Annotated in this window: 23 protein-coding genes; 8 read left to right on the forward strand and 15 right to left on the reverse strand. The window is 33.8% G+C overall.

Features of this window, described 5'->3' with window-relative positions:
• Positions 1 to 83: 83 nt before the first annotated feature.
• The 15 genes from tpiA to X925_RS00910 all read right to left on the reverse strand — a co-directional run bounded on the left by tpiA (position 84) and on the right by X925_RS00910 (position 18,423).
• Positions 84 to 2,051 (reverse strand): triose-phosphate isomerase, encoded by a 1,968-nt coding sequence (gene tpiA / locus X925_RS00840; RefSeq protein WP_121958863.1) that lies wholly within the window; start codon positions 2,049 to 2,051, stop codon positions 84 to 86.
• 70 nt (positions 2,052 to 2,121) lie between these two features.
• The gene (gap, locus tag X925_RS00845) at positions 2,122 to 3,126 is read right to left on the reverse strand and encodes a type I glyceraldehyde-3-phosphate dehydrogenase (protein WP_012209247.1); all 1,005 of its coding nucleotides are present in this window, start codon (positions 3,124 to 3,126) and stop codon (positions 2,122 to 2,124) included.
• 98 nt (positions 3,127 to 3,224) lie between these two features.
• Complete coding sequence (locus tag X925_RS00850) at positions 3,225 to 3,611, reverse strand: YbaB/EbfC family nucleoid-associated protein (RefSeq protein ID WP_012209248.1); 387 nt, start codon at positions 3,609 to 3,611, stop codon at positions 3,225 to 3,227.
• 18 nt (positions 3,612 to 3,629) lie between these two features.
• Positions 3,630 to 4,814 (reverse strand): VWA-like domain-containing protein, encoded by a 1,185-nt coding sequence (locus X925_RS00855; protein WP_012209249.1) that lies wholly within the window; start codon positions 4,812 to 4,814, stop codon positions 3,630 to 3,632.
• A 1-nt stretch (position 4,815) separates the two neighbouring features.
• Positions 4,816 to 5,898 (reverse strand): AAA family ATPase, encoded by a 1,083-nt coding sequence (locus X925_RS00860; protein WP_121958864.1) that lies wholly within the window; start codon positions 5,896 to 5,898, stop codon positions 4,816 to 4,818.
• Between the two features lie 36 nt (positions 5,899 to 5,934).
• Positions 5,935 to 7,170 carry an SBBP repeat-containing protein gene (locus X925_RS00865; RefSeq protein ID WP_121958865.1) on the reverse strand — a complete coding sequence of 412 codons (1,236 nt, stop codon included), beginning with the start codon at positions 7,168 to 7,170 and terminating at the stop codon, positions 5,935 to 5,937.
• Between the two features lie 43 nt (positions 7,171 to 7,213).
• Positions 7,214 to 8,629, reverse strand: a complete 1,416-nt coding sequence (locus X925_RS00870) for an Rne/Rng family ribonuclease (RefSeq protein ID WP_103065439.1) — start codon at positions 8,627 to 8,629, stop codon at positions 7,214 to 7,216.
• 28 nt (positions 8,630 to 8,657) lie between these two features.
• Positions 8,658 to 9,233: an aminoacyl-tRNA hydrolase gene (pth, locus tag X925_RS00875; RefSeq protein ID WP_121515240.1), complete on the reverse strand. Its 576-nt coding sequence runs from the start codon at positions 9,231 to 9,233 to the stop codon at positions 8,658 to 8,660.
• A gap of 3 nt (positions 9,234 to 9,236) precedes the next feature.
• Complete coding sequence (locus X925_RS00880) at positions 9,237 to 9,896, reverse strand: 50S ribosomal protein L25 (protein WP_103065441.1); 660 nt, start codon at positions 9,894 to 9,896, stop codon at positions 9,237 to 9,239.
• A gap of 127 nt (positions 9,897 to 10,023) precedes the next feature.
• Positions 10,024 to 10,974: a ribose-phosphate pyrophosphokinase gene (locus X925_RS00885; RefSeq protein WP_121515241.1), complete on the reverse strand. Its 951-nt coding sequence runs from the start codon at positions 10,972 to 10,974 to the stop codon at positions 10,024 to 10,026.
• A 2-nt stretch (positions 10,975 to 10,976) separates the two neighbouring features.
• On the reverse strand, positions 10,977 to 12,332 hold the full coding sequence (gene glmU, locus X925_RS00890) for a bifunctional UDP-N-acetylglucosamine diphosphorylase/glucosamine-1-phosphate N-acetyltransferase GlmU (RefSeq protein WP_121515242.1): 1,356 nt from the start codon (positions 12,330 to 12,332) through the stop codon (positions 10,977 to 10,979).
• A gap of 39 nt (positions 12,333 to 12,371) precedes the next feature.
• Positions 12,372 to 12,944: a Holliday junction branch migration protein RuvA gene (gene ruvA / locus X925_RS00895; protein WP_121515243.1), complete on the reverse strand. Its 573-nt coding sequence runs from the start codon at positions 12,942 to 12,944 to the stop codon at positions 12,372 to 12,374.
• Positions 12,945 to 12,968: 24 nt separating this feature from the next.
• Entirely contained in the window at positions 12,969 to 14,285 is a 1,317-nt protein-coding gene (locus X925_RS00900) for a folylpolyglutamate synthase/dihydrofolate synthase family protein (RefSeq protein WP_121958866.1), read from the reverse strand.
• Positions 14,286 to 16,910, reverse strand: a complete 2,625-nt coding sequence (locus X925_RS00905; protein WP_103064476.1) for a valine--tRNA ligase — start codon at positions 16,908 to 16,910, stop codon at positions 14,286 to 14,288.
• Between the two features lie 70 nt (positions 16,911 to 16,980).
• Positions 16,981 to 18,423 (reverse strand): MFS transporter, encoded by a 1,443-nt coding sequence (locus tag X925_RS00910; protein ID WP_121958867.1) that lies wholly within the window; start codon positions 18,421 to 18,423, stop codon positions 16,981 to 16,983.
• A gap of 122 nt (positions 18,424 to 18,545) precedes the next feature.
• Here X925_RS00910 and amrA point away from each other — a divergent pair, with 122 nt between their 5' ends.
• The 8 genes from amrA to X925_RS00950 are packed head-to-tail and all read left to right on the forward strand — an operon-like array spanning position 18,546 to position 24,529.
• Positions 18,546 to 19,112 carry an AmmeMemoRadiSam system protein A gene (amrA, locus tag X925_RS00915; protein ID WP_369973986.1) on the forward strand — a complete coding sequence of 189 codons (567 nt, stop codon included), beginning with the start codon at positions 18,546 to 18,548 and terminating at the stop codon, positions 19,110 to 19,112.
• A gap of 19 nt (positions 19,113 to 19,131) precedes the next feature.
• On the forward strand, positions 19,132 to 20,130 hold the full coding sequence (amrS, locus tag X925_RS00920) for an AmmeMemoRadiSam system radical SAM enzyme (protein WP_121958869.1): 999 nt from the start codon (positions 19,132 to 19,134) through the stop codon (positions 20,128 to 20,130).
• Positions 20,103 to 21,140, forward strand: coding sequence for an FAD:protein FMN transferase (locus X925_RS00925; RefSeq protein ID WP_121958870.1), 1,038 nt, complete (start codon positions 20,103 to 20,105; stop codon positions 21,138 to 21,140). Before amrS ends, X925_RS00925 begins: the two co-directional genes overlap by 28 nt.
• 6 nt (positions 21,141 to 21,146) lie before the next feature.
• Entirely contained in the window at positions 21,147 to 21,521 is a 375-nt protein-coding gene (locus X925_RS00930; RefSeq protein ID WP_121958871.1) for a NusG domain II-containing protein, read from the forward strand.
• Positions 21,515 to 22,036: a Gx transporter family protein gene (locus X925_RS00935; protein ID WP_012209265.1), complete on the forward strand. Its 522-nt coding sequence runs from the start codon at positions 21,515 to 21,517 to the stop codon at positions 22,034 to 22,036. The genes X925_RS00930 and X925_RS00935 overlap by 7 nt, the downstream gene beginning before the upstream one ends.
• Positions 22,017 to 22,589, forward strand: a complete 573-nt coding sequence (locus X925_RS00940; protein WP_121515252.1) for a nucleoside triphosphate pyrophosphatase — start codon at positions 22,017 to 22,019, stop codon at positions 22,587 to 22,589. Before X925_RS00935 ends, X925_RS00940 begins: the two co-directional genes overlap by 20 nt.
• Positions 22,590 to 22,641: 52 nt before the next feature.
• Positions 22,642 to 23,310: a DNA repair protein RadC gene (radC, locus tag X925_RS00945; protein WP_012209267.1), complete on the forward strand. Its 669-nt coding sequence runs from the start codon at positions 22,642 to 22,644 to the stop codon at positions 23,308 to 23,310.
• Complete coding sequence (locus tag X925_RS00950) at positions 23,303 to 24,529, forward strand: type IV pilus biogenesis/stability protein PilW (RefSeq protein WP_121958872.1); 1,227 nt, start codon at positions 23,303 to 23,305, stop codon at positions 24,527 to 24,529. Before radC ends, X925_RS00950 begins: the two co-directional genes overlap by 8 nt.
• Positions 24,530 to 24,730 lie beyond the last annotated feature (201 nt).

Here is a 24,730-nt window from a genome sequence, read left to right on the forward strand (position 1 = left end):
TCCCAATTTTACGAAATCTCTACTATATACAATTCTAACATAAAAAAAGAAAAATATGAAAAAAAGCCACCCTGTAAGGTGGCTTATTCTATGATTTCTTTCATAATATTGGCAAGCTCTACAAATTCTTGTGTTAATGAGGCACCTCCAACTAAACCACCGTCTATATCTGGTTTACCAAAAAGGCCCAAATAATTGTTTGGTTTTATGCTTCCACCATAAAGTATTGTAGTTTTTTTAGCGAATTCTTCATTGAAGATATCTTTCAAAAGGTCTCTGATAAACTTATGAACTTCTTGAGCTTGGTTGGGTGTTGCTACTTTGCCTGTTCCGATTGCCCATACGGGTTCGTAGGCGATTATGATCTTTTTTGATTCTTCTTCTGTTAAACCATAAAGAGCTTCTTTAATCTGTCTTTCTACAACGTTGAACGTTAAACCCTTTTCACGCTCTTCCAGCTGTTCACCTACACACAGTATGGGTTTTAAACCTGATGCTAATACCTTTTTGAGCTTCTTGTTTATGAGTTCATCGCTTTCTTGAAAGATGTGCCTTCTCTCGGAATGACCAAGAATTACATATTCTACTCCTATATCTTTCAACATATTAACTGAGATCTCGCCTGTGTAAGCACCTTTATCCTCGTAATAAACATTTTGGGCACCTACTTTTATACTAGAAGTACTTGTGATATCCCTTACCTTTTCAAGAGCTGTGAAAGGCGGGCAAACAATAACTTCAAACTTATCTTGAGTTTTTATCTGTCCTATTAGTTTTGAGACAAATTCAGCTGCTTCCGCGTTTGTCTTGTTCATCTTCCAATTTCCAGCAAGAATGAATATTCTTTCATTCAGATTTTTTTTTTCGGATATTGAAGAGATACCTGGCAATTCTATACCTTCTAAAAACTCTAAAGAGGCTCCTCCACCAGTTGAAACGTGTGAAAATTCGCTAGCCAAACCGAATTTTTCTGCCGCAGCCGCAGAATCTCCTCCACCTATAATACTTATGCAACCTTTTTTAGTTACTTCTGCAATTGCCTTTGCTACTTCTTCGGTACCAAAAGCAAAATCATCTATTTCAAAAACTCCCATAGGACCGTTCCAAACGATCGTTTTGGAATCAGAAATTTTCTCTTTAAATAAAGATACGGTTTCAAGTCCTATATCTAAGCCCATCCAACCTTCGGGAATTCCATCATCTATTTTTACGGTTTTCTTTTCAACACCTGCTTCTATTTTTTGAGCGATAACGGCATCAATAGGTAAAACAATCTCAACGCCTTTTGCTTTAGCATTTTCTAGAATTTCTTTTGCAACATCGAGTTTATCTTCCTCTACTAATGAAGAACCAACCTTTTTATCTAAAGCTTTTAAAAAAGTAAACATCATTGCTCCGCCGATTAAAATCTTATCAGCTTTATTTAACAAATTATTTATTACCCCTATTTTGTCGGATACTTTAGCACCACCCAGGATTACTACATACGGTTTTTCAGGGTTTTCAACGGCCTTTTGTAAAAATTGGATCTCTTTTTCCATCAAAAATCCTGCAACACTTGGTATATAGTCCGCGATTCCAACATTTGAAGCGTGTGCTCTATGAGCCGTTCCAAAAGCATCATTAACATGAAGATCCGCTAAGGACGCCCAATATTTTGCCAGTTCAGGATCGTTTTTTGTTTCACCTTTTTCAAATCTTGTATTTTCAAGAACTAATACTTCACCTTCTTTTAACTCTGAAACAGCTTCTTCAACTTTTGGTCCTCTGGTTTCATCTACAAAATAAACTTTATTATTTAATAGCTCACCTAATCTATCGGCTACGGGTTTTAGAGAAAATTGAGGGTCCTTTTCACCTTTGGGACGGCCTAAGTGAGATAGTAATATTACTTTTGCTCCTTTGTCTAAGGCGTATTGAATTGTGTCAAGAGCGGCTACGATTCTTGTTTCATCGGTTATTTTTCCATCTTTTATAGGAACGTTGAAATCAACTCTCATTATGACTTTTTTGCCTTTAAGATCTACGTCTTTTATAGTTAATTTTTCCATATTGACACCCCCTATATTTGCATTTCTTTTAAAGAAAAAGGGGATTTTATCCCCTTTTTACTATTTGAAATTACAACATCTTAGCTAATTTTTCAGTCAATTTGACAACGGTTGATGAGTATCCATTTTCGTTGTCGTACCAGGCACACACTTTAACAAAAGTTCCATCAATTACATTAGTTAATGTAGCATCGAATATTCCTGCAACAGTTGAACCAACAATATCAGAAGAAACAATTGGTTCTTCACTATATTCAAAGAGACCTTTTAATTCATTTTCTACGGCATCTTTCATCATTTTGTTTATTTCTTCAACGGTTGTTGGTTTTTCCACTTCTACAGTTAAATCACTAATAGATCCATCTGGAGTGGGAACTCTCAAAGCCATTCCATCTAACTTACCCTTTAGTTCTGGAATTACTAATCCAACAGCTTTAGCAGCCCCGGTTGTCGTTGGGATAATATTTAGAGATGCTGCTCTTGCTCTTCTCAAATCTTTATGAGGTAAGTCTAAAACCCTTTGATCGTTTGTAAATGAATGAACGGTGGTTAACAAACCTCTTTTAATTTTTAATTTGTCGTTTAGTACCTTAATAACTGGTGCAATTGAGTTGGTTGTACAAGATGCGTTTGAAATAACTTCCATCTGAGGAGTGATTACATCGTCATTAACTCCCATAACTACCGTTGCATCTACTTCACCTTTTGCTGGAGCGGTGATTATAACTTTCTTAGCACCAGCTTTTAGGTGTGCAGAAGCCTTTTCTTTACTTACAAATACACCTGTAGATTCGATAACTATTGAAACACCTAATTCACCCCATGGGAGGTTGGCGGGATCTTTTTCTGCCAAAACCTTGATCTCTTTCCCGTTGACCTTTAAACCGCTATCAATTACCTCCACCGTTCCTTTGAATTTTCCATGAACGGAATCGTATTTTAAAAGTGTCCCTAAAGTTTTTGAATCTGTAAGATCGTTTATCGCCACTACTTCAAAGTTTGGGTTTTCAACTAACTGCCTAAAAACTAATCTACCTATTCTCCCAAAACCGTTTATCCCTATTTTAACTGCCACTTATAAAACACCTCCTGTTAAATTGTTTGTTATTTTTTTCTCTTACTTTTATTGTACACATGAAATTATGCTTTTTTGAAAAGAAAAAGTTAATTTTTTTAAGCCCCAAAGTTAGGCAGAGTTCCTAAGAATTTTTGTGAAATCTCGTTAGTTTTTTCCTCTTTAAGTTTGCTAGCCTTTTCTATCGCTTCATTTGAAGCAGCTATTATAAGATCTTTTAAGGTGTCTATATCTTCATCTTCAACTTCTTCAGATATAACTATATCTTTTATTCTCATATCGCATGTTGCCACAACCTTTACTACACCCCCGCCTGCGGTGGCTTCTACTTCAACGTTGGATAACTCTTCATCCAGCTTATCTAGTTCTTCTTGCATTTCAACTTGTGCCCTTTGCGCTTCTTGAAGCATTTTGTTCATATCGGTTTTGCTGCCGGTCTTTTTAGAAAGAGATCTTCCACCTAAACTTTTCATTTTTTTGGCCATAAATATTCCTCCTAACGGTTAGCTGATAATTGCAATACTGTTCTTTCCATAATATTCTATCACATTATTTATAAAATCGGGGTTGTGTTTTTTTGACAAGATAAAGAGGATCCTCCTTTGTACATTTGGTACTTCAACCCAACCGTCTGTGAATATGATTATGCCTTCTGGTCTTAAATTTTCCTCAACGTAATCAACTGCGGGTTGCATGTCAGTTGACCCTTTACCTTTTAAAACTAGTTCCTTCCAGCTCCCTTTGTGATAGGTCATAATATTTTGGATATGACTGTCTGCTTGAATTAGGGTTACTTTTCCACCGAGAGATTTTGCAATATTTTCTATTTCACTGAAAAAAGCATTGTATTCTTCTTCTATAATAGAACCACTTGTATCGATGATTATTGCAATATTTGGTCCCATTTTTGATCTCCAACCTGGTTGATCCTCATATCTTCTATTTGGTCTCATTAGGGTCCTGTATTTTTCAACGATAATAGAACTACCAAAAAATCTTCTTAACATTGTTTCCCAGTTAAAGAAAGGTTTTGTTACCATAAGAGAAACTGCTAATTCTATACCATCGGGAAGATTGTCTTTGCTTTTGTCGTAAGCTTTTGTAACAAACTCACTTACGATATCAAAAGCCATTTCTTCTGGAATATCTGATGAAAAGTCGTGTGAGTCAAGATTGTTCTCTCTTTTTTCTAATATCTCTTCTATATCGATCATCTTGTTTTTTTCCAACAAATCCATTGCGTATCTATAGTATTCTTCTGCCGTTTTATTTAAGAGGTTCATGGGAGCGGTAACAAAAAAGAATTCGTTGTCTGGGGCATGTCCTTCGGCTACCATTACATCTAAAGGTTCTGCAAATACATCTAATTCTCTGATATACTGGTTTACCGCTGCGTCCATTGCTAAATCCCAAATACCTCTTTCCCTTTTGTTTTTAGGTTTTATGAATATATGTCCAAAAATTATATGGTAAATTTCGTGTTTTAAAATTCCTTTGGTTAATATTAAACCAATATTTTTTAAACGGTTTGGATTATACAACAATCTAAATTTCCCTTGAGCTGTTATTGAAACCTTTATAGTTCTTACTGAAGTGGTTGGCATTGAATCAAAATTCATCCTCAAGTAAGAAAAAAATAAGCTTTCTTTTTCCAGTTCAATCCAAGCCTTTTGAAGTATATCATCCATTCTAAATTCCTTCCATCCAAGTGGAATCTCCTAGTTTAATGGCAATTTCTTCCAAAAGTTTGTCGTAAAAGGCTTTTTTTAATCCTTTATTTTTTTCTACCATTTCGTTTAGAAATCTTAATACGGAGAACATAGCATCCTTAGGTATGACCTCACTTATGATCTTTACATTTTCTGCGATTGTTTTTTGATCGCCATCAGATAATAATTGTTCCATTTCTTCTTCATTTAATGATTCAAAATAATTATTTATTCTCAAAATAAGACTTACTTTTTCTTCATTGGTCAATTTCTCGATTCTTTCAAGATTTTTGCCCTCGATTAGTAAATCTTTTGGGTTTGGTAGTTCAACTTTATTTTCCAAATGAGATAAAAACGATCTAGCTGCTTCGGATCCAACTATTGAGGCAGCAATGACGTAACTATATTTTTTCATATCATCTTCAGATAAATTAGATAAAACGTTGGATAATTTATACCAACTTCTGGGACTGGGCCTTAAATTGAGTCTCATCGATACAATATTATCGGAAGAAAGATATTCAGGATATTCTTTGATAAAAGAAATAACTTCACCTTTTACTTGCTCTTGATTAGACCAGTTTACCCAATCGTCAACATCAGGAGACAATTCTAAATGAAAGAATCTCGACATGAAGGCAGGATCGGTTATCAAATCTACTTGATCGTACTCTTCATCGGGAGGATTGGCGGCTCCCATGATCCATGCTCCAGCGGGTAATATATGATTATGTATTCTTCTGTCTATCAATAATTGCATGATAGCATTTCTTATCGATCTGTGTGCCCTGTTTATTTCATCGATCATTATTATTACTTCATCTTTATTAGGCCACCAGTCAGGTTTTAAAAAGACCGTTTTTTCTGCGTCCCTAGAAGGGAGTCCAATTAGATCACCGGGTTCCATCTGAGAGATGACCAATATGATCAATTCTCTTCCAGTCTCTTGAGCTATTTCTTTAGCTATATCCGTTTTACCGACACCAAAATGCCCCCATAAGAGAGGTATTTCTCCAGAAGCCATTATTTTTTTTGATAGGTATTTTACCGTTGATGGTTTCAATTGTTGTATTCTCCTTTCGTTGATAATGATTTAGATTTAGGGCTTTTCTTTTTGAGGTATTGAGTATGATGAATCAGTTTTTATAATTAATGGATAAATTTGATTATTTGAATCTTTTACCTGCCCCGTACCTAAAATTTCCCCTGCAGGTAATATTTCAAAAGAATAGATTATTTCTTGATCGTTAGTGCCGTAGATTTTTTGTTCAATTAGTACACCGTTGGGATTTATGATTCTTAAAAACAGATCATAATCCGGCCAATTGTCAATACATGCTCCCAACAAATAAATTTGATTGTTATAAACTTTTACTTCTTCAACACGAGAAAGTGATTTTATAGATAAAGTTTCAAAGTATTCAACTTCAATAGTGTCTTTTTGTTCAAGGTCTTTCGATATCTTCATTATAAAGCCTTTCCACTCTTGTTCGTTGAGTGTAGTAATGTATCCCCCTATATATATGTTTCCTTCATTATCTTGGGTTATACTATTTGGATTTTCGTGAAAAGTTGTATAACCATATTCATCTGAAAATATTAATATTCCCTCTCTACTATATTCTAATATTAATAAGTCGTTTTGTTTTTCTGGATTAGAATTAGACGTACCTGAGGCTATGATTCTGTTATTATCAATTACTAAATCAACGATTTTTTCCTCTCTATCCCTTCCATACATGTTTTCCCAAATTTTCTTTCCGGTAAGGTTTATTTCAGAGATGTACGCTTGACTGTTACCATTTGCTATTACCCATCCTCCAACGATGTAACTCCCAGAGGTATTCTTTATTGAGTTTAATGCTCCTTGAAAATTGATGACAAGAGACCAGTTCATTTCCCCCATATCAGATATATTTAAAATGTAAGGTTTCCCATTTTTTTGTCCCACTAGAGTGAAGGTATTATTGAAAAAAACAAAATCATTTATACTTACCTGACCGCTTTCTATGAACATTTCTTTTCTTATATTGCCTTCTTCGTCTATGAAATACAAATAGTACTGGTTCCCCTTAATAGCCAGTGAAACATATTCATTGTTGTTTGTTTGAATTGTTTTAGTTAGATACGTCCCATTTTCATCAATCTTTTTGAAAAAAGATTGACTGTTGGTTGAGTTGACTTCTTGCGTATTTGAAAGATACTGTATTAAAGGCTCCTTTTGGCTATCATAGGTGCTACTCAGAAAATCAACAGTATCATTGGTTTTTGAATTAGAGAGATATATTCCAGAAACGAAAAAAAAGATAGAAAGAGTAATTATCGCAAAAAACAATATTTTCTTTAAAATGATATTTCACCGCTTTCATGCTAATAAGTTATTTTTTGTATTTAATATTGTAAGAATTGGGATTTAGCCAGTTAAAAGAAACTTCTAATTTTACGTTTAACTGTTTTTCCAGTTCTTCAGTCAAAGCTGGGGTTAAATATCCCGAAAGGTTGTGAAATGCGTTGATTTCAATTACTTTTATTTTTTCTTTTTTTATTTCCTTTGCGGAGGACAATAATTCTTTTATCAATCTTCCATGTACCAAAGAAGGGGCTATGATTTTTCCCGTTCCATGACACAATGGGCATTGTGAATACACATTGGTATCCAGAGGTTGTGTGGTTCTTTTCCTAATAATTTCTAACAACCCCATGTTTGTGAATCCCAATATGGTAACCTTTGATTTATCTTTTTTTGATTCTTCTTTTAGAATATTGATAATCGTTTTTTTGTGTGAAGAGTCCTTCATATCAATAAAATCAACTACGATCATACCGCCAATATTCCTTAATTTCAATTGCCTAGCTATTTCTTTGGCTGCTTCCATATTTGTAATAAAAGAAGTTTCTTCAATATTCTTCCCCTCTAAATTTCCAGCAGAATCTACATCGATGGCTGTTAAAGCTTCCGTTCTATCTACCGTAATTGTTCCTCCACCAGATAATTCTATCTTCTTTGTAAAGATCTCTTCCATTTGATGGTATATATTGTGGATCTGAAAAACATCTCCTCTTACAAACTCAACTTTGGGTTTTAGTTCGAAACCTTTCAAACTTTTTTTTAGTTTTCTAAAAATTTGTCTGTCATCTGTGATTATTTTTTTTGTTTTAGAATCCAATCTTTCCCTTAATATATACTCAAGAAAATCACTTTCTTCGTATAAAACTCCAGGATTTTTTTGAGAATGAAATCTTTGTAAAATACTGTTATACATTTTGCGCATTTCGCTTAATTCTACTTCTACTTCTTTTTCATCGATTCCTTCAGAATTAGTTCTAAATATTATAGATTCGTTATCAATTAGAATTTTTTTTGCAACTTGCCTCAATCTTATTCTTTCTTTTTCTTGGAGAATTTTTCTAGATATCCCAATACTTTCATTAGAATTTGGAATGTATACTAAATATTTCCCAGGCAAACTTATTTGCATAGAAAGTTGAGGGCCTTTTCTCGTTCCACCGTCTTTCCTTACCTGAACTAGAATCTTATCTCCAACTTTATATTGATTGGGATCATCAAGAACGTCTCTGTATCTGAGAAAACCGTTCTTTCCTAATCCAATATTAACAAAAAAAGCCTCCAAACTCGGAACCCTATTTTCAATCACACCTAAGAAGATTTTCCCAATATTTCTATCGGTTTCAAAATCCTCGAAAAAAATTTCACTTAATTTATCTTCTTCCAATATTGCTATTCTGATCTCTTCTAGAGCTTTACTAACTAGCATTGTCTTTTCTTCGTCCATTGCTCAATTTCCTTCCTCCAACTTTGTTCTAAATTATCTTTTTGTTAAATTTATTCATCGCTTCGTTTATTCTGCCTTCTAAAATCAAGTCTATTGTAATAGTAACATAATCAAGTACTTTGTTCAATACAGTCCATTCTTCTTGCGTAAAAGGACTTAAAACGTAGTTTGCCAAATTTCCAGATCCATGTTCATATCCATTGTTTATACCTATTCTTATTCGAGGGAAATCGGTACTTTTTAAAATAGCTATTATTGATTTTAATCCGTTGTGACCCCCATCAGAGCCGCTTTTTCTTATACGAATTTCACCTAAGTCCAACCAAATATCATCGTAAATTATTACTAAACTTTCATCTATTTTACCAAATTTTTTAAAAACATATGGTAACACTTCTCCACTTGCATTCATATAAGTTAACGGTTTAATGAAAATATCGTTTTCTATAGAAAAGCCTTCAAAGTTCTTACCGGATATTTTTTTTATATTCGATATATTTTTTTTGGCTTCTTCATATTTATCTAAAGCTAAAAAACCCACGTTATGTTTTGTAAAAACATAACGCGGGCCAGGATTTCCTAAACCTATTACCAAATTTCTCACTTTTTATTCTTCCTTCATGTCTTGAGTTGATTTTTCTTGTATTACTTCAGGTTCGGTTATTTCTTCTTCTTGCGTCTCTTCAGTCACTTCTGCTGACTTCGGTTCAATTACACTAATGACAAGTTCTTCGTCTTCAAGAAGTGATTCTGCACTTTTTGGAAGAAGACTTTTAATATCTGAAACGGATAAAGATTCACCTAGTTTTAACGCAGAGATATCCACTTTTATTGAATCAACGATATCCGAAGGTAGAATCGCAACGGGTATTTCATGAACGTAGGTATTTAAATAACCCCCTTGTGTAACTCCAATGGGTTCACCTTCAAATTCTAAAGGTATCCTCAAATTCATTTTTCTTCCTTCTTCTGGAACATAAAAATCTACATGAATTGGCTGATCAGATACTTTATGCCTTTGAACTGACTTTACGAAGCAAGTGAATTTTTCTTCGCTATCTTCTCCCTTTACATTGAGTTCAATCAAAGTAGTCTCAGAAACTTTTTCTAACATACTCTCCAGTTCTTTATATGGAATATTTATATGTTTGTTTTCCTTTAAAGCTGGCCCGTATACTTCTGCTGGAATTAATTTTTCATTTCTGAATTTCTTTGCCTTGATCTTTGAATCTCTTCTATTAACATTCATTTTGAAAACTGTTGCCATACAATAACCTCCTAACCATTTGTCTTTATTAATATCTCCAAAAACGTTATATATAGCGCCCCTTCGCCCCGCTCCCCACCCATAAGGAAAAGAAAATAATCCTTTTGCCTAGCTTCCCAACCGTTAATTATCTGAAAAGTATACTAACAGATAAATTTTTTCTTATTCTGACTATCGCTTCTCCCAAAAGTTCAGAGGATTTAAGTTCCACAAATTTGTCAGGCAATTCTTTATGATATATTGTATCTGTAACAATTATTTTATCAATACTTGAATTTTGCAATTTTTCAACAGCATTGAGTGAGAATATACCATGTGTGGCTGCGGCAATAATCTTTTTTGCACCTTTATTATGTAGAGTTTCAGCAGCAGCTACAAGGGATCCACCGGTATCTATAATATCATCGAATATTATACAATTGGACCCTTCTACTTCTCCTATTACGTTGATTACTTCTGCAACGTTATCTTTCGGCCTCCTTTTGTCTAGAATGGCTAGAGAACAACCTAGTTTTTGGGCAAACTTTCTAGCTCTTTTTACCCCACCAACATCTGGGGAAACTACCACGGTTTCGTTTTGTGTCAATTTCATTTCTTCTAAAAAATATCTTGAGAAAATAGGAAAGCTCCAAAGGTTATCAACTGGTATATCAAAGAACCCTTGGATTTGCTCGGCATGAAGATCTATTGTCACTACCCTTGTCGCTCCCGCGGTTGTAATTAAGTTAGCGACAAGCTTTGCAGTGATTGGATCCCTACCCCTTGCTTTTCTATCTTGACGAGCATACCCAAAGTATGGAATTATAGCAGATATAGATGCAGCTGAAGCCCTTCTTAAGGCATCTATCATTATCAATAACTCCATGATATTATTATTGACGGGAGGGGCTATGGATTGAATTATGTATACGTCGAATCCTCTGACTGTTTCGTTAATTTTTACGTTTACTTCACCATCTGCAAAAGTTGATACCTCACAGTCCCCCAATCTTGTACCCATGTATTCTACGATTTTTTTTGCCAAAGGAGGGTTAGAATTTCCTGCAAATACCTTGAATTGATTCTCGTTAGTTGGCATCTTTATACTCCCTTCTCAACATTTTCTGAATTCCTTTTTAACACCCAATTTTCTTTGTTTATTTGATGTGATCTTGCTAAAGCTAAAGCATTATCTGGCACATCTTTTGTTATTACAGAACCCGCTCCAATAAGAGAATTTTTACCAACATTAACAGGTGCAACTAAAGAGGTGTTACTTCCAATGAAGGCTCCATCATCTATAAAGGTCTTGTTCTTTTTCTTACCATCATAGTTACATGTTATAGTTCCTGCACCAACATTTACATCTTTTCCAACATAAGTGTCGCCCAAATAAGTTAAATGTTGTGCTTTGCTGTTGCAGGATATCTTCGTTTTCTTAGTTTCAACAAAATTGCCTATTTTAACGTTTTCTTGTAATTCTGTTCCTTCTCTCAGCCTTGAAAAAGGACCTATTGAAACATTTTTTTGTATTCTACTTAATTCGCATTCTGATCGAATTATTTTCACCTTATCTTCTATGATACAATCTTTGATCCTCGTTAGTGGACCTATTTCACAATCTTCGCCAATGGTCGTTTTTCCATATATAAATGTTTGAGGATAAATTATTGTATCAGGGCCAATACTTACATCGGCGGAGATGTATGTGGAATCTGGATCCTGTATTGTAACTCCATTTAACATGTGTTTCTTTAAAATTTCTTTTCTTATCTTTTTTTCAGCCTCTGCTAACTGTATCCTATCGTTTATGCCCATAACTTCTATTTCATTTTCTAATTCTACCACACCAACTTTTTCCATATGCTCAAAAACATCGGTCAAATAATATTCTCCTTGGGCATTTTGTGGGGTGATATGGTGTAAGGCTTTTTTTAATTGTTCTCCTTTGTAAACAGCAATACCTGTATAAACTTCTTTTATTTGCTTTTCAAAAGTATCGGCATCTTTTTCTTCGACTATTTTAACAAATTTATCTTCGTTTTTTATTATGCGTCCATAACCAGTTGGATCCTCTAGTCTTACTGATAGAATAGTCGAACTGTTATCATCTTTTAGATGTTTTTCAACGAGAGTATTCAGGGTATGGTAAGAAATAAAAGGCACGTCGCCGTAAAGTATCAAGATATCGTTATCATCGAGAAATTGTTCAGCACAGAGAACAGCGTGACCCGTTCCCAATCTTTCTTTTTGCTCAAAAATTTTAACATTTTCATCCAACAATTCTTTTACTAGATCTTTACCATTTCCTAGAACTATCCCGATTTCGTCGGTTATCTCTTTTGCAACATCGATAACCCAATTTATCATTGGTTTATCGAGAATTTTATGTGCAACTTTTGGGATCTTTGATTTCATTCGTTTTCCTTGCCCAGCGGCAAGTATTAATACTTTTATATCTACCTCCTCCTTTCTAGCTCACCTACAAGGAAATAGCTACAGCCTTGTAAGGCATTCTTTAATTATCTCTTCTGTTTTCAGTTCTTCTAAATCAAGTTGGCCTATGACCTTCATAATTTCATATCTTTGAAATCCAAGAGTTTCTAAAGCTTCTATAGCTTCTTTTACGTTATTATTTCCATACGATTGAGTGCCAGCCCCAGCTGAAAAGACCCTGAAAGAATCGGAAAGTTCAGATATTAGTCTTTCTGCTGTTTTCTTACCTATGCCAGGTAAGCTTGAAAGAAGAGCAGTGTCCTGTGAGTTTATCATCTGTATAAATTCTTCTGCATCCGTTTTTCTAAGGATTTTTGATGCAATTCTTGGTCCGATTTTTGAAACTTTCTTTAAACTTTCAAAAACATCTCTTTCTATTTTATCTTTAAAAATATAAAGTGATGTGTTCCATTCACTTATTTCTAGGGAAGCGAAGAATTCGTATTGGTCACCTTTTTTAAAGTATCTTATAACGTTCAACGAAGGATAAGCTTCCAAAGTTAAAGCTCCAATTTTAATTAGAACTTTTTCGTCCTCAAAATCTTCAATTGTTGCGTTAATTTTTCTTATCATATTATATACCTCAATAAAAGATATCTACAATGCCACTAGATTAGTGGACATTAATTCTTTCATTTTTCCAAGTAGATACAAAGAACCCGTGACAAAATAAATATCGCTTTTTTCTGATAAAAGTTTATTAAAGCCTTCTGAAGGGTCTTTTATAAACTCAACATTTTTAGTATGCTTTTTAAATTCTTCATATATTAATTCAGGATGTCTTCCCCTTTCAGAAGGAACTGATGTTACAATAATTTTATCAAATACCGAAGCAAAAATTTGAGACATTTTTTCGTAGTCTTTATCGTCCAATATCCCAATCAGGGCAATTTTTTTCTGAGTAGGAAAGTAAAGATTGACACTTTTTTCTAATTGCTGGGCAGCGGCAAAATTGTGTGCACCGTCGAAAACTATCTTTTTACCGTTTATTTCTGTGTACTCAAACCTTCCTTCCCAAAAGAATTTTTCCATGGCTTCTCGGACTTTTTCGATAGACAAAGTTTTCCCGAATTTTTGCATGAACGCCTCTGTTGCTCCCAAAGATGTTGTAACATTTTCCATCTGAAATGACCCGTTTGCACCAAAAATCAGATCTTTAATTTCATAATTGAGTCCATGATAATCTAACATATTATTGTTAATAAAATATCTATGGTTGATAGAATAAAAATCTTTCCCATGTTCATAAATCTTTTCTGCATTGACTTCTTTAGCTTTATTTAGGATAACTTTTTTAGGGCTTTCGTCTATATTTCCCAATACCAAAAAATTGTTTTTCTTTATGATACCGGCTTTTTCGTAAGCTATAGCTTCAAGAGTATCGCCTAAAGTTTTGGTATGGTCTTTAGATATAGAGGTTATGACTGAAACGTCGGAATTAATAATATTAGTAGCATCCAATCTTCCACCTAACCCTACTTCAAAAACGCCTACATCAACTTTTTGCTTTTCAAAATACTTAAAAGCCATAGCTGTTGTGATTTCAAAGAATGACGGGGCATATTCTTCACCTTTCAGATCCATTGTTTTTACTTCTTCTTCAATTTCATTATATATCTCCACAAATTCTCTTTCAGAAATGTTTTCTCCATTCACTTTTATTCTCTCTGTTAATGAAACCAAATGTGGGGATATAAAGGTCCCAACTTTCATTCCGTTAAATCTTAAAATTCGTGAAATCGCACTGGTAACACTTCCTTTTCCATTGGTACCTGTAATGTGTATACTTTTGAACGTATTCTGTGGACTTCCAATGCGTTTACTTAATTCATCTATCCTTTCTAGACCCAACTTTACTTTGAAATTTGCTGCTCCTCTTTGATAAAGATAGTCAACTAAATTGGTAAATTCCATCTAACTAAGCTCCTTTAAGAGTGCTTGTAATTTTTGATATTTTTTCTCACTTTCCTTCAAATCTTCTTTAGTTTTTTCTACTACATCTGGATCGGCCTTTTCAACAAAATTTTTATTCGATAATTTTTTATTATACAGTTCTATATCTTTTGATAGCTTTTCCAATTTTTTTGTTAATCTTTGTTTTTCTGTATCAACGTCTATATATTCGCCTAAAGGTATGTAAACTTCTACACTTTCATCTACATAAGCAGTGGCAGATTTTGCCGGTTTCACTTCGGTTTGAGTTATACCTTTCAAAAAAGCTAAATGTTCAATTAGTTTTATGTTTTCTTCTATAAAATCGTCATTTTTTGCTACAATTTTGTATTTCACTTCAACCTCTTGTGTTTGGGGTATGTCCATTTCGGCTTTAACGTTCCTTATACCACTTACTAACTCCATAACCTTTGAAAATACTTTTTCAGCTTCAGGATAAATATTATTCTCGTTATACTCTGGCCATTTGGCGCTTATCAGTAACTCAGAATCTTTTTCAATAGGCAATTTTTGCCATAGTTCTTCTGATATATAAGGCATAAAAGGATGTAATAAGCGTAATGAAGAATCAAAGACTTGCAAGATAACGTTTTGTACTATCAATTTATCGTTACCACTCGAATTTAACCTATTTTTTGAGGCTTCTATATACCAATCACATAATTCATTCCAGAAAAAATCGTACAGTTTTCTTGCAGCTTGATCGTAGTTGTAACCTTCTAAATCTTTCGAGATTTCTAGTATTGTAGAATTCAATCTACTTAAAATCCATTTGTCCTCGATTTTCAAATCTTCTTCTTTAAGTTCGATTTTCTCGTGGTCTTCCATGTTTAAAAGTACAAATCTAGTAGCGTTCCATATTTTATTTGCAAACTTTCTGTAGGCATCAAATGAACCAACATCCAATTTAATATCTCTTCCTTGAGCAGCTAAAACCGCTAAAGTAAATCTAACCGGATCTGTCCCGTATTCGTTAATTACTTCTAAGGGATCTACACCGTTGCCCAACGATTTAGACATCTTTCTTCCATATTTGTCCCTTACTAGTTGGTGCAGGTACACATCATGAAAGGGCTTCTCGCCCATGAACTTTTCCCCCATCATTATCATTCTTGCAACCCAAAAAAAGATTATGTCAAATCCAGTAACTAACAAATCGGTTGGATAAAACCTTTTAAGATCTTCCGTTTCTTCGGGCCACCCTAGTGTAGAAAAGGGCCAAAGAGCAGAAGAAAACCAGGTATCAAGTACATCCTCATCTTGTTTTAAATCCGTGGATCCGCATTTTTCACACTTTTTAACGTCTTCCACGGATACGTTGACATGTCCACAATTTTGGCAATACCAAACGGGGATTCTATGACCCCACCATAGTTGTCTTGATATACACCAATCCCTTATTTCATACATCCAGTTGAGATACACTTTCTTCCATCTTTCAGGGTAAAATTTTATTTCATCATTTTCAACCACTTGTATAGCTTTTTCTGCTAAGGGTTTCATTTTAACAAACCATTGATCTAAAAGGAGAGGTTCTATAACGGTATCACATCTGTAACAATGACCTACAGAATGAGTATAATCTTCCTCTTTTTCTAATAATCCCTCTTTCTTCAAGTCCTCGACTATTCTTTCTCTGGCTATATACCTGTCTAATCCTGCGTACTTTCCACCATTTTCGTTTATTTTTGCATTTTCATCTATAATTTGTATTCTTTCCAAGTCATGCCTTAAACCAATTTGGTAATCATTTGGATCATGGGCGGGGGTAACCTTGACGACACCTGTACCAAAGTTTGTATCTACGTAAGGATCGGCTATAATTTTCAATTTCCTACCAACAATTGGTAAAATAGCCGTTTCACCGATTAAATCTTTATACCTTTCATCTGAAGGATTAACAGCCAGTGCTGTATCTCCTAACATAGTTTCAGGTCTGGTAGTTGCGACAGTTACATAGTTTTGAGTATTTTCCAAAGGATATTTTATATACCAAAGCTTGCCTTTTTCTTCACTGTGCTCAACTTCGTCGTCTGCCAAAACGGTTCCGCAGGAAGGACACCAATTTACTATATACTTTCCTTTGTATATTAAACCATCGTTGTACAAGGACACAAAGACCTTTCTTACCGCTTGGTTGAGTCCTTCATCTAAAGTGAATCTTTCTCTGCTCCAGTCGACAGAAGCTGCCAATGCTTTTATCTGTTCACGTATGTGATTACGATATTTGTTTGCCCAATCCCAAGTGATTTTTAAAAATTCTTCTCTAGTATAATCTTCTCTTCTTTTACCTTCTTCTTTTAAAAGATATTTTTCAACAACATGTTGTGTGGCTATACCCGCATGATCTTCTCCGGGTATCCAAACTGTTTCTTTACCTTTCATTCTATTATATCTCACGGAGATATCTTGAAGAACGATATTCAAAGCATGACCAATGTGTATTCTTCCTGTAATATTTGGAGGAGGAATGACTATACTAAACTTACCATTCCCTGGCTTTGGTTCAAAGGAATGGTTTTCTTCCCAAAGCTTATACCATTTATTTTCAAGTTCGTGCGGCATATATCTTTTTCCAATATCCATTAAGGCAACCTCCTAAATTTTTTATGAAATAGTAACTCTCCCCATTTAAGGAAAAGACCTAAGGTTCATTTTATTCTTTATTGTTATTTGGAACTACTTGACTCTTTCCCTCTTCTGGAACTTCTGGAACCACTTGACTCTTTTCTTCCTTTTCTAAATCAGCTGAAAGGGGAAGTTCATTTTTTTTGACTTTCTTACCGTTCCTTCGGAAAAAATCAAAGGGAAAATTGATTTCTCTTCTTTTGAACAATGCTGCCTCGGGGGAGAATATTCCTTTATATCTGATGGGCTTTTCCATTGCCTCAACTTCAGTTAATAGAATAACAGATATGATTCTTAATACGAACCCTATAATAAAAATTAATTGAATCCCATGATAGGGGTCCCCCATAAAATTGATTTCTGTATTTTCGAGATGGTTTGCTAAAAAACCCCCACTCAACGAGCCGAAAATAGCGGCAATACCTGCAACGAAAGAGTTGGCAGCGATATAATTTTCGGATGGTTCTTTGGATATTTCTAAGAGTAAGTTGAAAATGGCTAAATTTATCGCCGACCAAGCGAACGCCGCAAAAATTGCATTTAATAATAAAATACTCCTATAATTACTTTCATTCATTAAAAAGTACATCATTGGGCTAAAAGTTGACAACAAAATTCCCAAGCTTAGAACGTTTTTGCTGCCAAACCTGTCTGCCACTATACCATAAAACAAATACAAAAAAATAGAGATAACGCTAGTAATTATTCCCATATTCCCAAGGAATTGATAATTTATATTCAGAATCGCGACTTCATAATAAGCAAAATAAGGCCTTACAAATTCTATGGCAAAACTCCAAACAAACATAAATAAGAGAAAATTTTTAAAGTTTCTATCTTTAAAGGGAGTAAAAATGTTTAAGTTAACGGAAGAAATTTTTTCGCTTTCTTCAGGAAATTCATGTTTCACTAACAAAAAAGCTGAAAGAACAGAGAAAATTGCCATAAAACTTGTAACCAGCAACAACCCTGTTTTAAAGTTTGGAAATTCTAAAAACATTGAATAAAGATACAACATAATTATACCAGTTATGGAAGCGAATATATTACGAAGTCCGAAATATTTACCTCTTTGTTCAAAAGGAACTACGCTTCTAATTAAAACCGTCCAAGTGTTGCCCACGAATGTTCCAAAAAAAGAAAATAAAAGAATAATAATTAACATAATATACTCAGATCTCACATCAAAAAATATGAAAATGGGCAATAAAACGAATAAAGTCCTCGATATAAAGGCGTTTATTACAAGGCTTTTCTTCTTAGAACCAATGAATTGGTTGATTCGTGAAGAGAAAATCTGAAACATCTGTGCTATAATAGGAAAAGAGGTCATAATTGATATAAAAAGAGGAGATGCGTTAAAGTATAGAGCAATAGATGTAAAAATAAACCCTTGTGTACCGATAAAGAACGCGTTGTATGAACCAGCCTCTAAAATTGAGAGAAACCTTGTTTTTGCATATTTTGTCATATTTATTTTTCTCCTTGCTACTCTATAATTATTTTGTTTTTTTTAAATGTGTTCGCTTGAAAATATATTATAATGCACCAATGAAAAATAAAGTTTACTTTATAATTTAATAAATGTTATGAATGAAATTCGCCTTGAATGTTTTGAACTTTAAAGAGGTGATAATATTGAATGAACACCATCCATATGTAATTTGGGCAAGAAAAGTGATAGAAGGGTATGTAAAAGAAAAGAGAAAAATAGATTTTGATGAAACTCTTCCAAAAGATTTATTTAACAAAAAAAGAGGCTGTTTCGTAAGCCTTCACAAAGCCTCTGGAGAATTGAGAGGTTGTATTGGTACCATTGTACCCGTTTACGATAATTTAATCACGGAGATAAGAGAAAATGCGATCGCTGCTGCTACAAGTGATCCACGGTTCCCTCCTCTTTCGCCAAGGGAATTAGATGATTTAGTTATTTCTGTTGATGTTCTATCCGATTTAGAAAAAGTCAATGATATCAAAGAGTTGAATCCCAAAATCTTCGGAATAGTTGTTAAAAGCGGTTACAAAAGAGGTGTTCTTCTACCTGATCTAGAAGGAGTTGATACCGTAGAAGAACAATTGAGAATAGTAAAATTAAAAGCAGGTATTTATAAAAATGAACCAATAGAAATATATAAATTCACTGTGGAAAGGTTCTTTTAAAATTATAGAGGTGAAGTAAATGAAAATTAATTCCTTGTTTTATGAGGAATTTAAAGATGATATTTTGAAATGCACCTTATGTCCTCACCAATGTATATTGTATCCAGGCAAGACGGGAATATGTAGAGTTAGACAAAATATAAAAGGTGAGATGTATTCATTGAATTATGGGGACGTTACCAGTATGGCTCTTGATCCGATGGAGAAAAAACCACTTTTTCATTTTCATCCGGGTAAAAAAATCCTTTCTCTGGGGACCTGGGGCTGTAATTTAAAATGTCCTTTTTGTCAAAATTACGAAATTGCACATATGAAACCTGAATATCAAAAGAAAATATATCCCAGCGCTATTCCATCTTTGATGGAAAACTATGGCGTTCAAGGTGTTGCATATACATATTCGGAACCGATAGTTTGGTATGAATTCGTTTTAGATTCATCAAGGCAGGTGAAGTACGCTAATCCTGACAACTACAATGTTTTAGTAACAAACGGATTAATAAATAAAAAACCCTTGAGACTTATGCTACAATATATTGACGCGATGAATATAGATTTAAAAGTATTCGACGATAAGAGTTATATGAAAATATTAAAGGGAAGATTAGATCCTATTAAAAACACGATAAAAATAGCCTATGAAGAAGGAATTCATATTGAAGTAACAACTCTGGTAGTTCCCAAAATAAACGATAATTTAGATGAACTAGAAGAAGAATTTTCTTGGCTAGCAAGCATTTCTAAAGATATTCCTCTTCATTTGTCGCGGTATTTTCCTGCCTATAAATATAACGAGCCACCGACAGATATCAACTTTTTAGAAGAAACCTACGAGCTTGCAAAAAAATATCTCAATTTTGTATATATTGGTAACATTTTGTCTTCCACATACGAAAATACTTATTGTCCAGATTGTGGGGCACTCCTTATTTCAAGAAAAGGATACGACATAAAAATTGAAAATTTGAATGAAAACGGAGAGTGTAAAAATTGCGGCAGAAAAATATGCATAGTTTAAGAGTATATCTTTATATAGCTGCACTTGGTGTAGGAGTACTTTTGTTATCTTTGTTGTTATTTTCTAAGCCGACCCCAGTTTACGAAGAAAAAGAGTTCCCAGTACTTGGTACCATTGTAAGGGTAAAAGTAGCAGGGGATAAAGTATCTTCAAATGTTTTATTGAACACAGCAGAACAAGAGTTGTATAGATTACACAATAAATTTAGTCCCAACGTTGAAGGTAGTATAATCCAAAAATTAAATACTGACAGAAAGGTTGAAGTCGACGAAGAGGGGTTATTTTTATTTCAAGCTGCCTACAATTATTCAGTAATAACAGGTGGAGCTTTCGACCCTACAGTAAGGCCTATACTTAAATTGTGGGGATTTGATGACATAAATTCTACAAAAAAAGTTCCAACCCAAGAAGAAATCAATAGAGCATTAGAAAACGTTGATTATAGATTCATAAAAATTGATGAAGAAAAAAGAGAAATATCTTTACTAAAAGATGGTGTCGAAGTGGACTTAGGAGGAATAGCCAAGGGATATGCAATTGATTTAGTTATACAAAAAATTAAGGAAATAGATCCTGGAGCTACAGGTTTTGTCGATGCGGGGGGAGATATTGGAATAATAGGTCCAAAGTTTGGAGAGCTTGCCTGGGTTATAGGGATAAGAGATCCTTTTTCACAAGATGCTTTAAAATCCATAGATACAATTTATTTAACAAGTGGTGCTGTGGCTACCTCTGGAGATTACGAAAGATTTTTTATCGAAGACGGTAAAAAATATCATCATATATTAGATCCAGAAGATGGATATCCTGCAGAGAACGCATCCAGTGTAACTGTGATAGCAGAAAAAGCAATGATAGCAGACGTCTTTTCTACAGCTCTTTTCGTTTTAGGATACGATAACCCTGCCTTGGATTATTTCACAGATTTTGGCATTCAAGCTTTGGTTATATCTCCAACAGGGGAAAGTACTGAGACAAGTGGTTTTGACTATTTTCGGGAGAAAATGTGAGAGTTTATGAAATTCACTAAGAAAAATGATCTGTACCTACTTTTAGTTGTAATATTGTTAGTTTTAGTAATGATTTTTATGAACGCTTATCCAAAAAAGGGCATAAACGGTGCAGAAGTTTACTTAAAAGGGGAGCAAATTTTACAAATAACAAAAGACGGAACTTACAGCATAACAAATGATGAAGGTGAGTTATTGATGAATGTAGAATTCATAGATCAAAGAATTAGAGTTACCGATTCATCATGTCCCTTGAAAGTCTGTGAAAATACAGGATGGGTAGAAAACCCTAATCAACCCATTATTTGTATTCCAAATGAAATAGTTGTAAAACCATTAGGTAACGCAGATGACACGGGGATTGATATCTATACATGGTAAAAAGAACAAAAACAATATCATATATATCTATTTTAACCGCATTAGCCTCCGCAATTTACTATGTTGAATCCTTTTTACCCATGCCTGTTTCAGTGCCTGGTGCGAGATGGGGGTTTTCTAACTTCCCTTTGTTGTTGTCTGTAGTGAGTGGAATTAGCATTACTAATACCTTGTACATAGCTTTGTTAAAAACTTTGCTTGGTTCAATACTAAGTGGAAGGTTTTTATCTCCCGTCTTTTGGATGGGATTGGGAGGATCACTCGCCAGTGCTTTATTTATGTCCTTATCCTTCAAAATTACCAACAAATTTGGTATTTTAGGAATTAGTGAAATTGGAGCCTTTTTCAGCAACACTGTACAATTAATTATAGCCAGTCTTTTTATTGTTAAATCACCTAATATTTTTTGGTATTACCCTTACATGCTTTTTTTCGGTATAATAACGGCATTCATAAACGGAGCAATTGTGAGTTATATTTTAAGGAGTGTGAACCTTGATAGATTCAAAAGTTGAATTGGTTTTAGGATCCTCATCCCCACGAAGACAAGAACTTTTAAAATTAATAACAAAAAATTTTACGATCAGAACAGCTAATACTGATGAAACTTATAACTCTACGACACCTTCTGAAATTGTACAAGAAATTTCATATAAAAAAAGTAAAAATATAGAAATTTCAGATAGAGAACTTCTCATAACGGCTGATACTATAGTAACTTTGGATGGAAAAATATTTGGAAAGCCTCACAATTACGATGAAGCTTTCGAAATGCTTCAAACATTATCGAATAAAACTCATTGTGTTTACACAGGAGTAACTTTAAGATCAATGGAAAAATTCTCTTCCTTTTATGAAGTTTCGAAAGTAACTTTTTACAAATTGGATGAAGAAGTGATAGATTTTTATATAAAAAATAACAACGTATATGACAAAGCGGGAGCCTATGCTATTCAAGATTTTGCCGCTGTTTTTGTCAAAAAAATTGAAGGTGATTACTACAACATAATGGGTCTACCTATTGCAAAATTATACTGGCAATTGAGACATATGTTAGCAACCTCATAAAAACATTTCAAATATTCCAAAATTCCTATCAAAAGCCGAAAAGGAGAGAGTAATGGAAGATCAACTAAAACCAAGAGAGAAACTAGAAAAATATGGGCCCCAATCTCTCACAGACCAGGAACTTATAGCCATCATTTTAAGACATGGAGTTAGAAATTATAACGTATTTGATGTTTCCGAACAAATATTAAAAAAGTATAAAACATTGAGTGAATTGGTCGATATATCACTTGAAGAAATATCAAAAGAAAAAGGAGTAGGAAAAGTTGGAGCAATAAATCTAAAAGCTGCGTTAGAAATAGGCAAAAGATATCACCTTCAAAAATTGCGTCAAAAGTATCAAAAGGTAACCTCTCCAGAAGAAGCATACCATGTTTGTGAGGACATGATATATCTCAGCACAGAAACTGTAAGAGCTATTTTTTTAGATTCTAAACTCCACATCATTACTATCAAAGATATTTCCAACGGAACGGTAAATATGTCAATTGCTCACCCGCGAGATATTTTTAGAGAAGCTATAATGTACAATGCAGTATCTTTTATTTTAGTACATAATCACCCATCAGGGGATCCCACACCGAGCATGCACGATAGGGACATTACCAAAAAAATTATGGATTCTGGTGAGATCTTAGGTATCAACATGAACGATCATATAATTATTGGAAAGGATTCTTATTTCAGTTTTACTTTGGATAGGAGTGAAAAAATTGACTAATGAAAATAATAATGCAGAAGATAAATTGCGAAATTTATACAAAATAAAAGAAGAAATCGAAAAAGAATTAGAAAAAAAAGGCATAAGAAAACCTGACACACAGCAAAAAAAGAAAACAACTAAAACCATATATGAGGCTGATTACGAAATAGAAAAATTAAGTGTCTCAATAAACAATATAAATAATTGGTTAGATTTGATAATTTACGATATAGATCTATCGAACGAGAAATTGTCGAATTTTTTTGAAATCAGGTTAAGTCACAAATCTCTTCAAGAATATTCAAATCAATTTGGCATGATGCACCTATTCAGAAATGATTTTCAAAAGGCCGAAAAATTTTTTGAAAGAAAAAGTGACTTAGACTCTAAGATAAACATGGGTTTTTTGAAAATCATACGTGATGACGAGGACTCAAATAAATATTTTACTGAACTAATCAATACACACCCAAAAAATGGTTTAGTATATTTAACCCTCAGTCTTTTCTTTCTAAAAAGAAAAGATTTTTTTAACGCCTACAAAATGATCAAAGTGGCTAATTCCTTATTAGATTATTCGTTTATAAACATGGGTTTGAGTGCTTACGAGAAAGACTTTCAAAAATCTTTATCCTTTTTATCAAAAGCTTACCTTGAAGGGAAAGCAAAAAGGGTTGTAAATTTGATCAACTATTATGTAAGTCTATTTATTTCAGATTCGGAAAAAGCCTTCTCTACATTTGCTCTATTGAAAGAAGATAAAACTCCATGTGTAAACTGTATCAAAACCTTATCGAGCTCTGAAAAAGTAGAACCTCCGAGTTATTGCCCATTTTATGAAAGAATACTATTTCATACTGGTAATCCTAAACCTTACAAAGCCGAAGACTCTGAACTTTACGAAATATTATTCTACAAATACTACCAAGAAAAAGATATACAGCAATTCAATTCGTATGCTAAAAAAATTGAACAGTTTTTCAACAATGTTCCACTAATATTTTTATCATCAACAGAAACCACTTCTAAAAAAGTAATAGGAGATCTATTTACACAATACAAAACAGGAGTCAAAGTCAATTTAAAAGGGCCTAACTATTATGACAACCTAAACAAAGCGATAATAGATCTTAAAACTAAGTACCAAAAGAACTTTACATTCTTTTTAGATTTACCTTTTTATGAAGCATTGAGATTATTATTTGGCTGGAGGATCTGCCAATATCTATACAAGTAACGGCATGGCGAAGCCCTCCCCCCCAGAGTCTGAGAGGGACCGCAGGTCCCTTCCATAGAAGGGTGGGGAGCGGGGCGAAGAGGTTAAAATAAAGAATAAGCGCACTTTACATAAAAAATTTAAAAATCATTTTCAAAAATTAAGAATTTGATTTTAAAAGGGTCACAGGGCGAAGCCCTCCCCCCCCAGAGTCTGAGAGGG

It is taken from the genome of Petrotoga sp. 9T1HF07.CasAA.8.2, from assembly GCF_002895585.1.
GTDB classification, from domain to species: Bacteria; Thermotogota; Thermotogae; order Petrotogales; family Petrotogaceae; genus Petrotoga; species Petrotoga mobilis.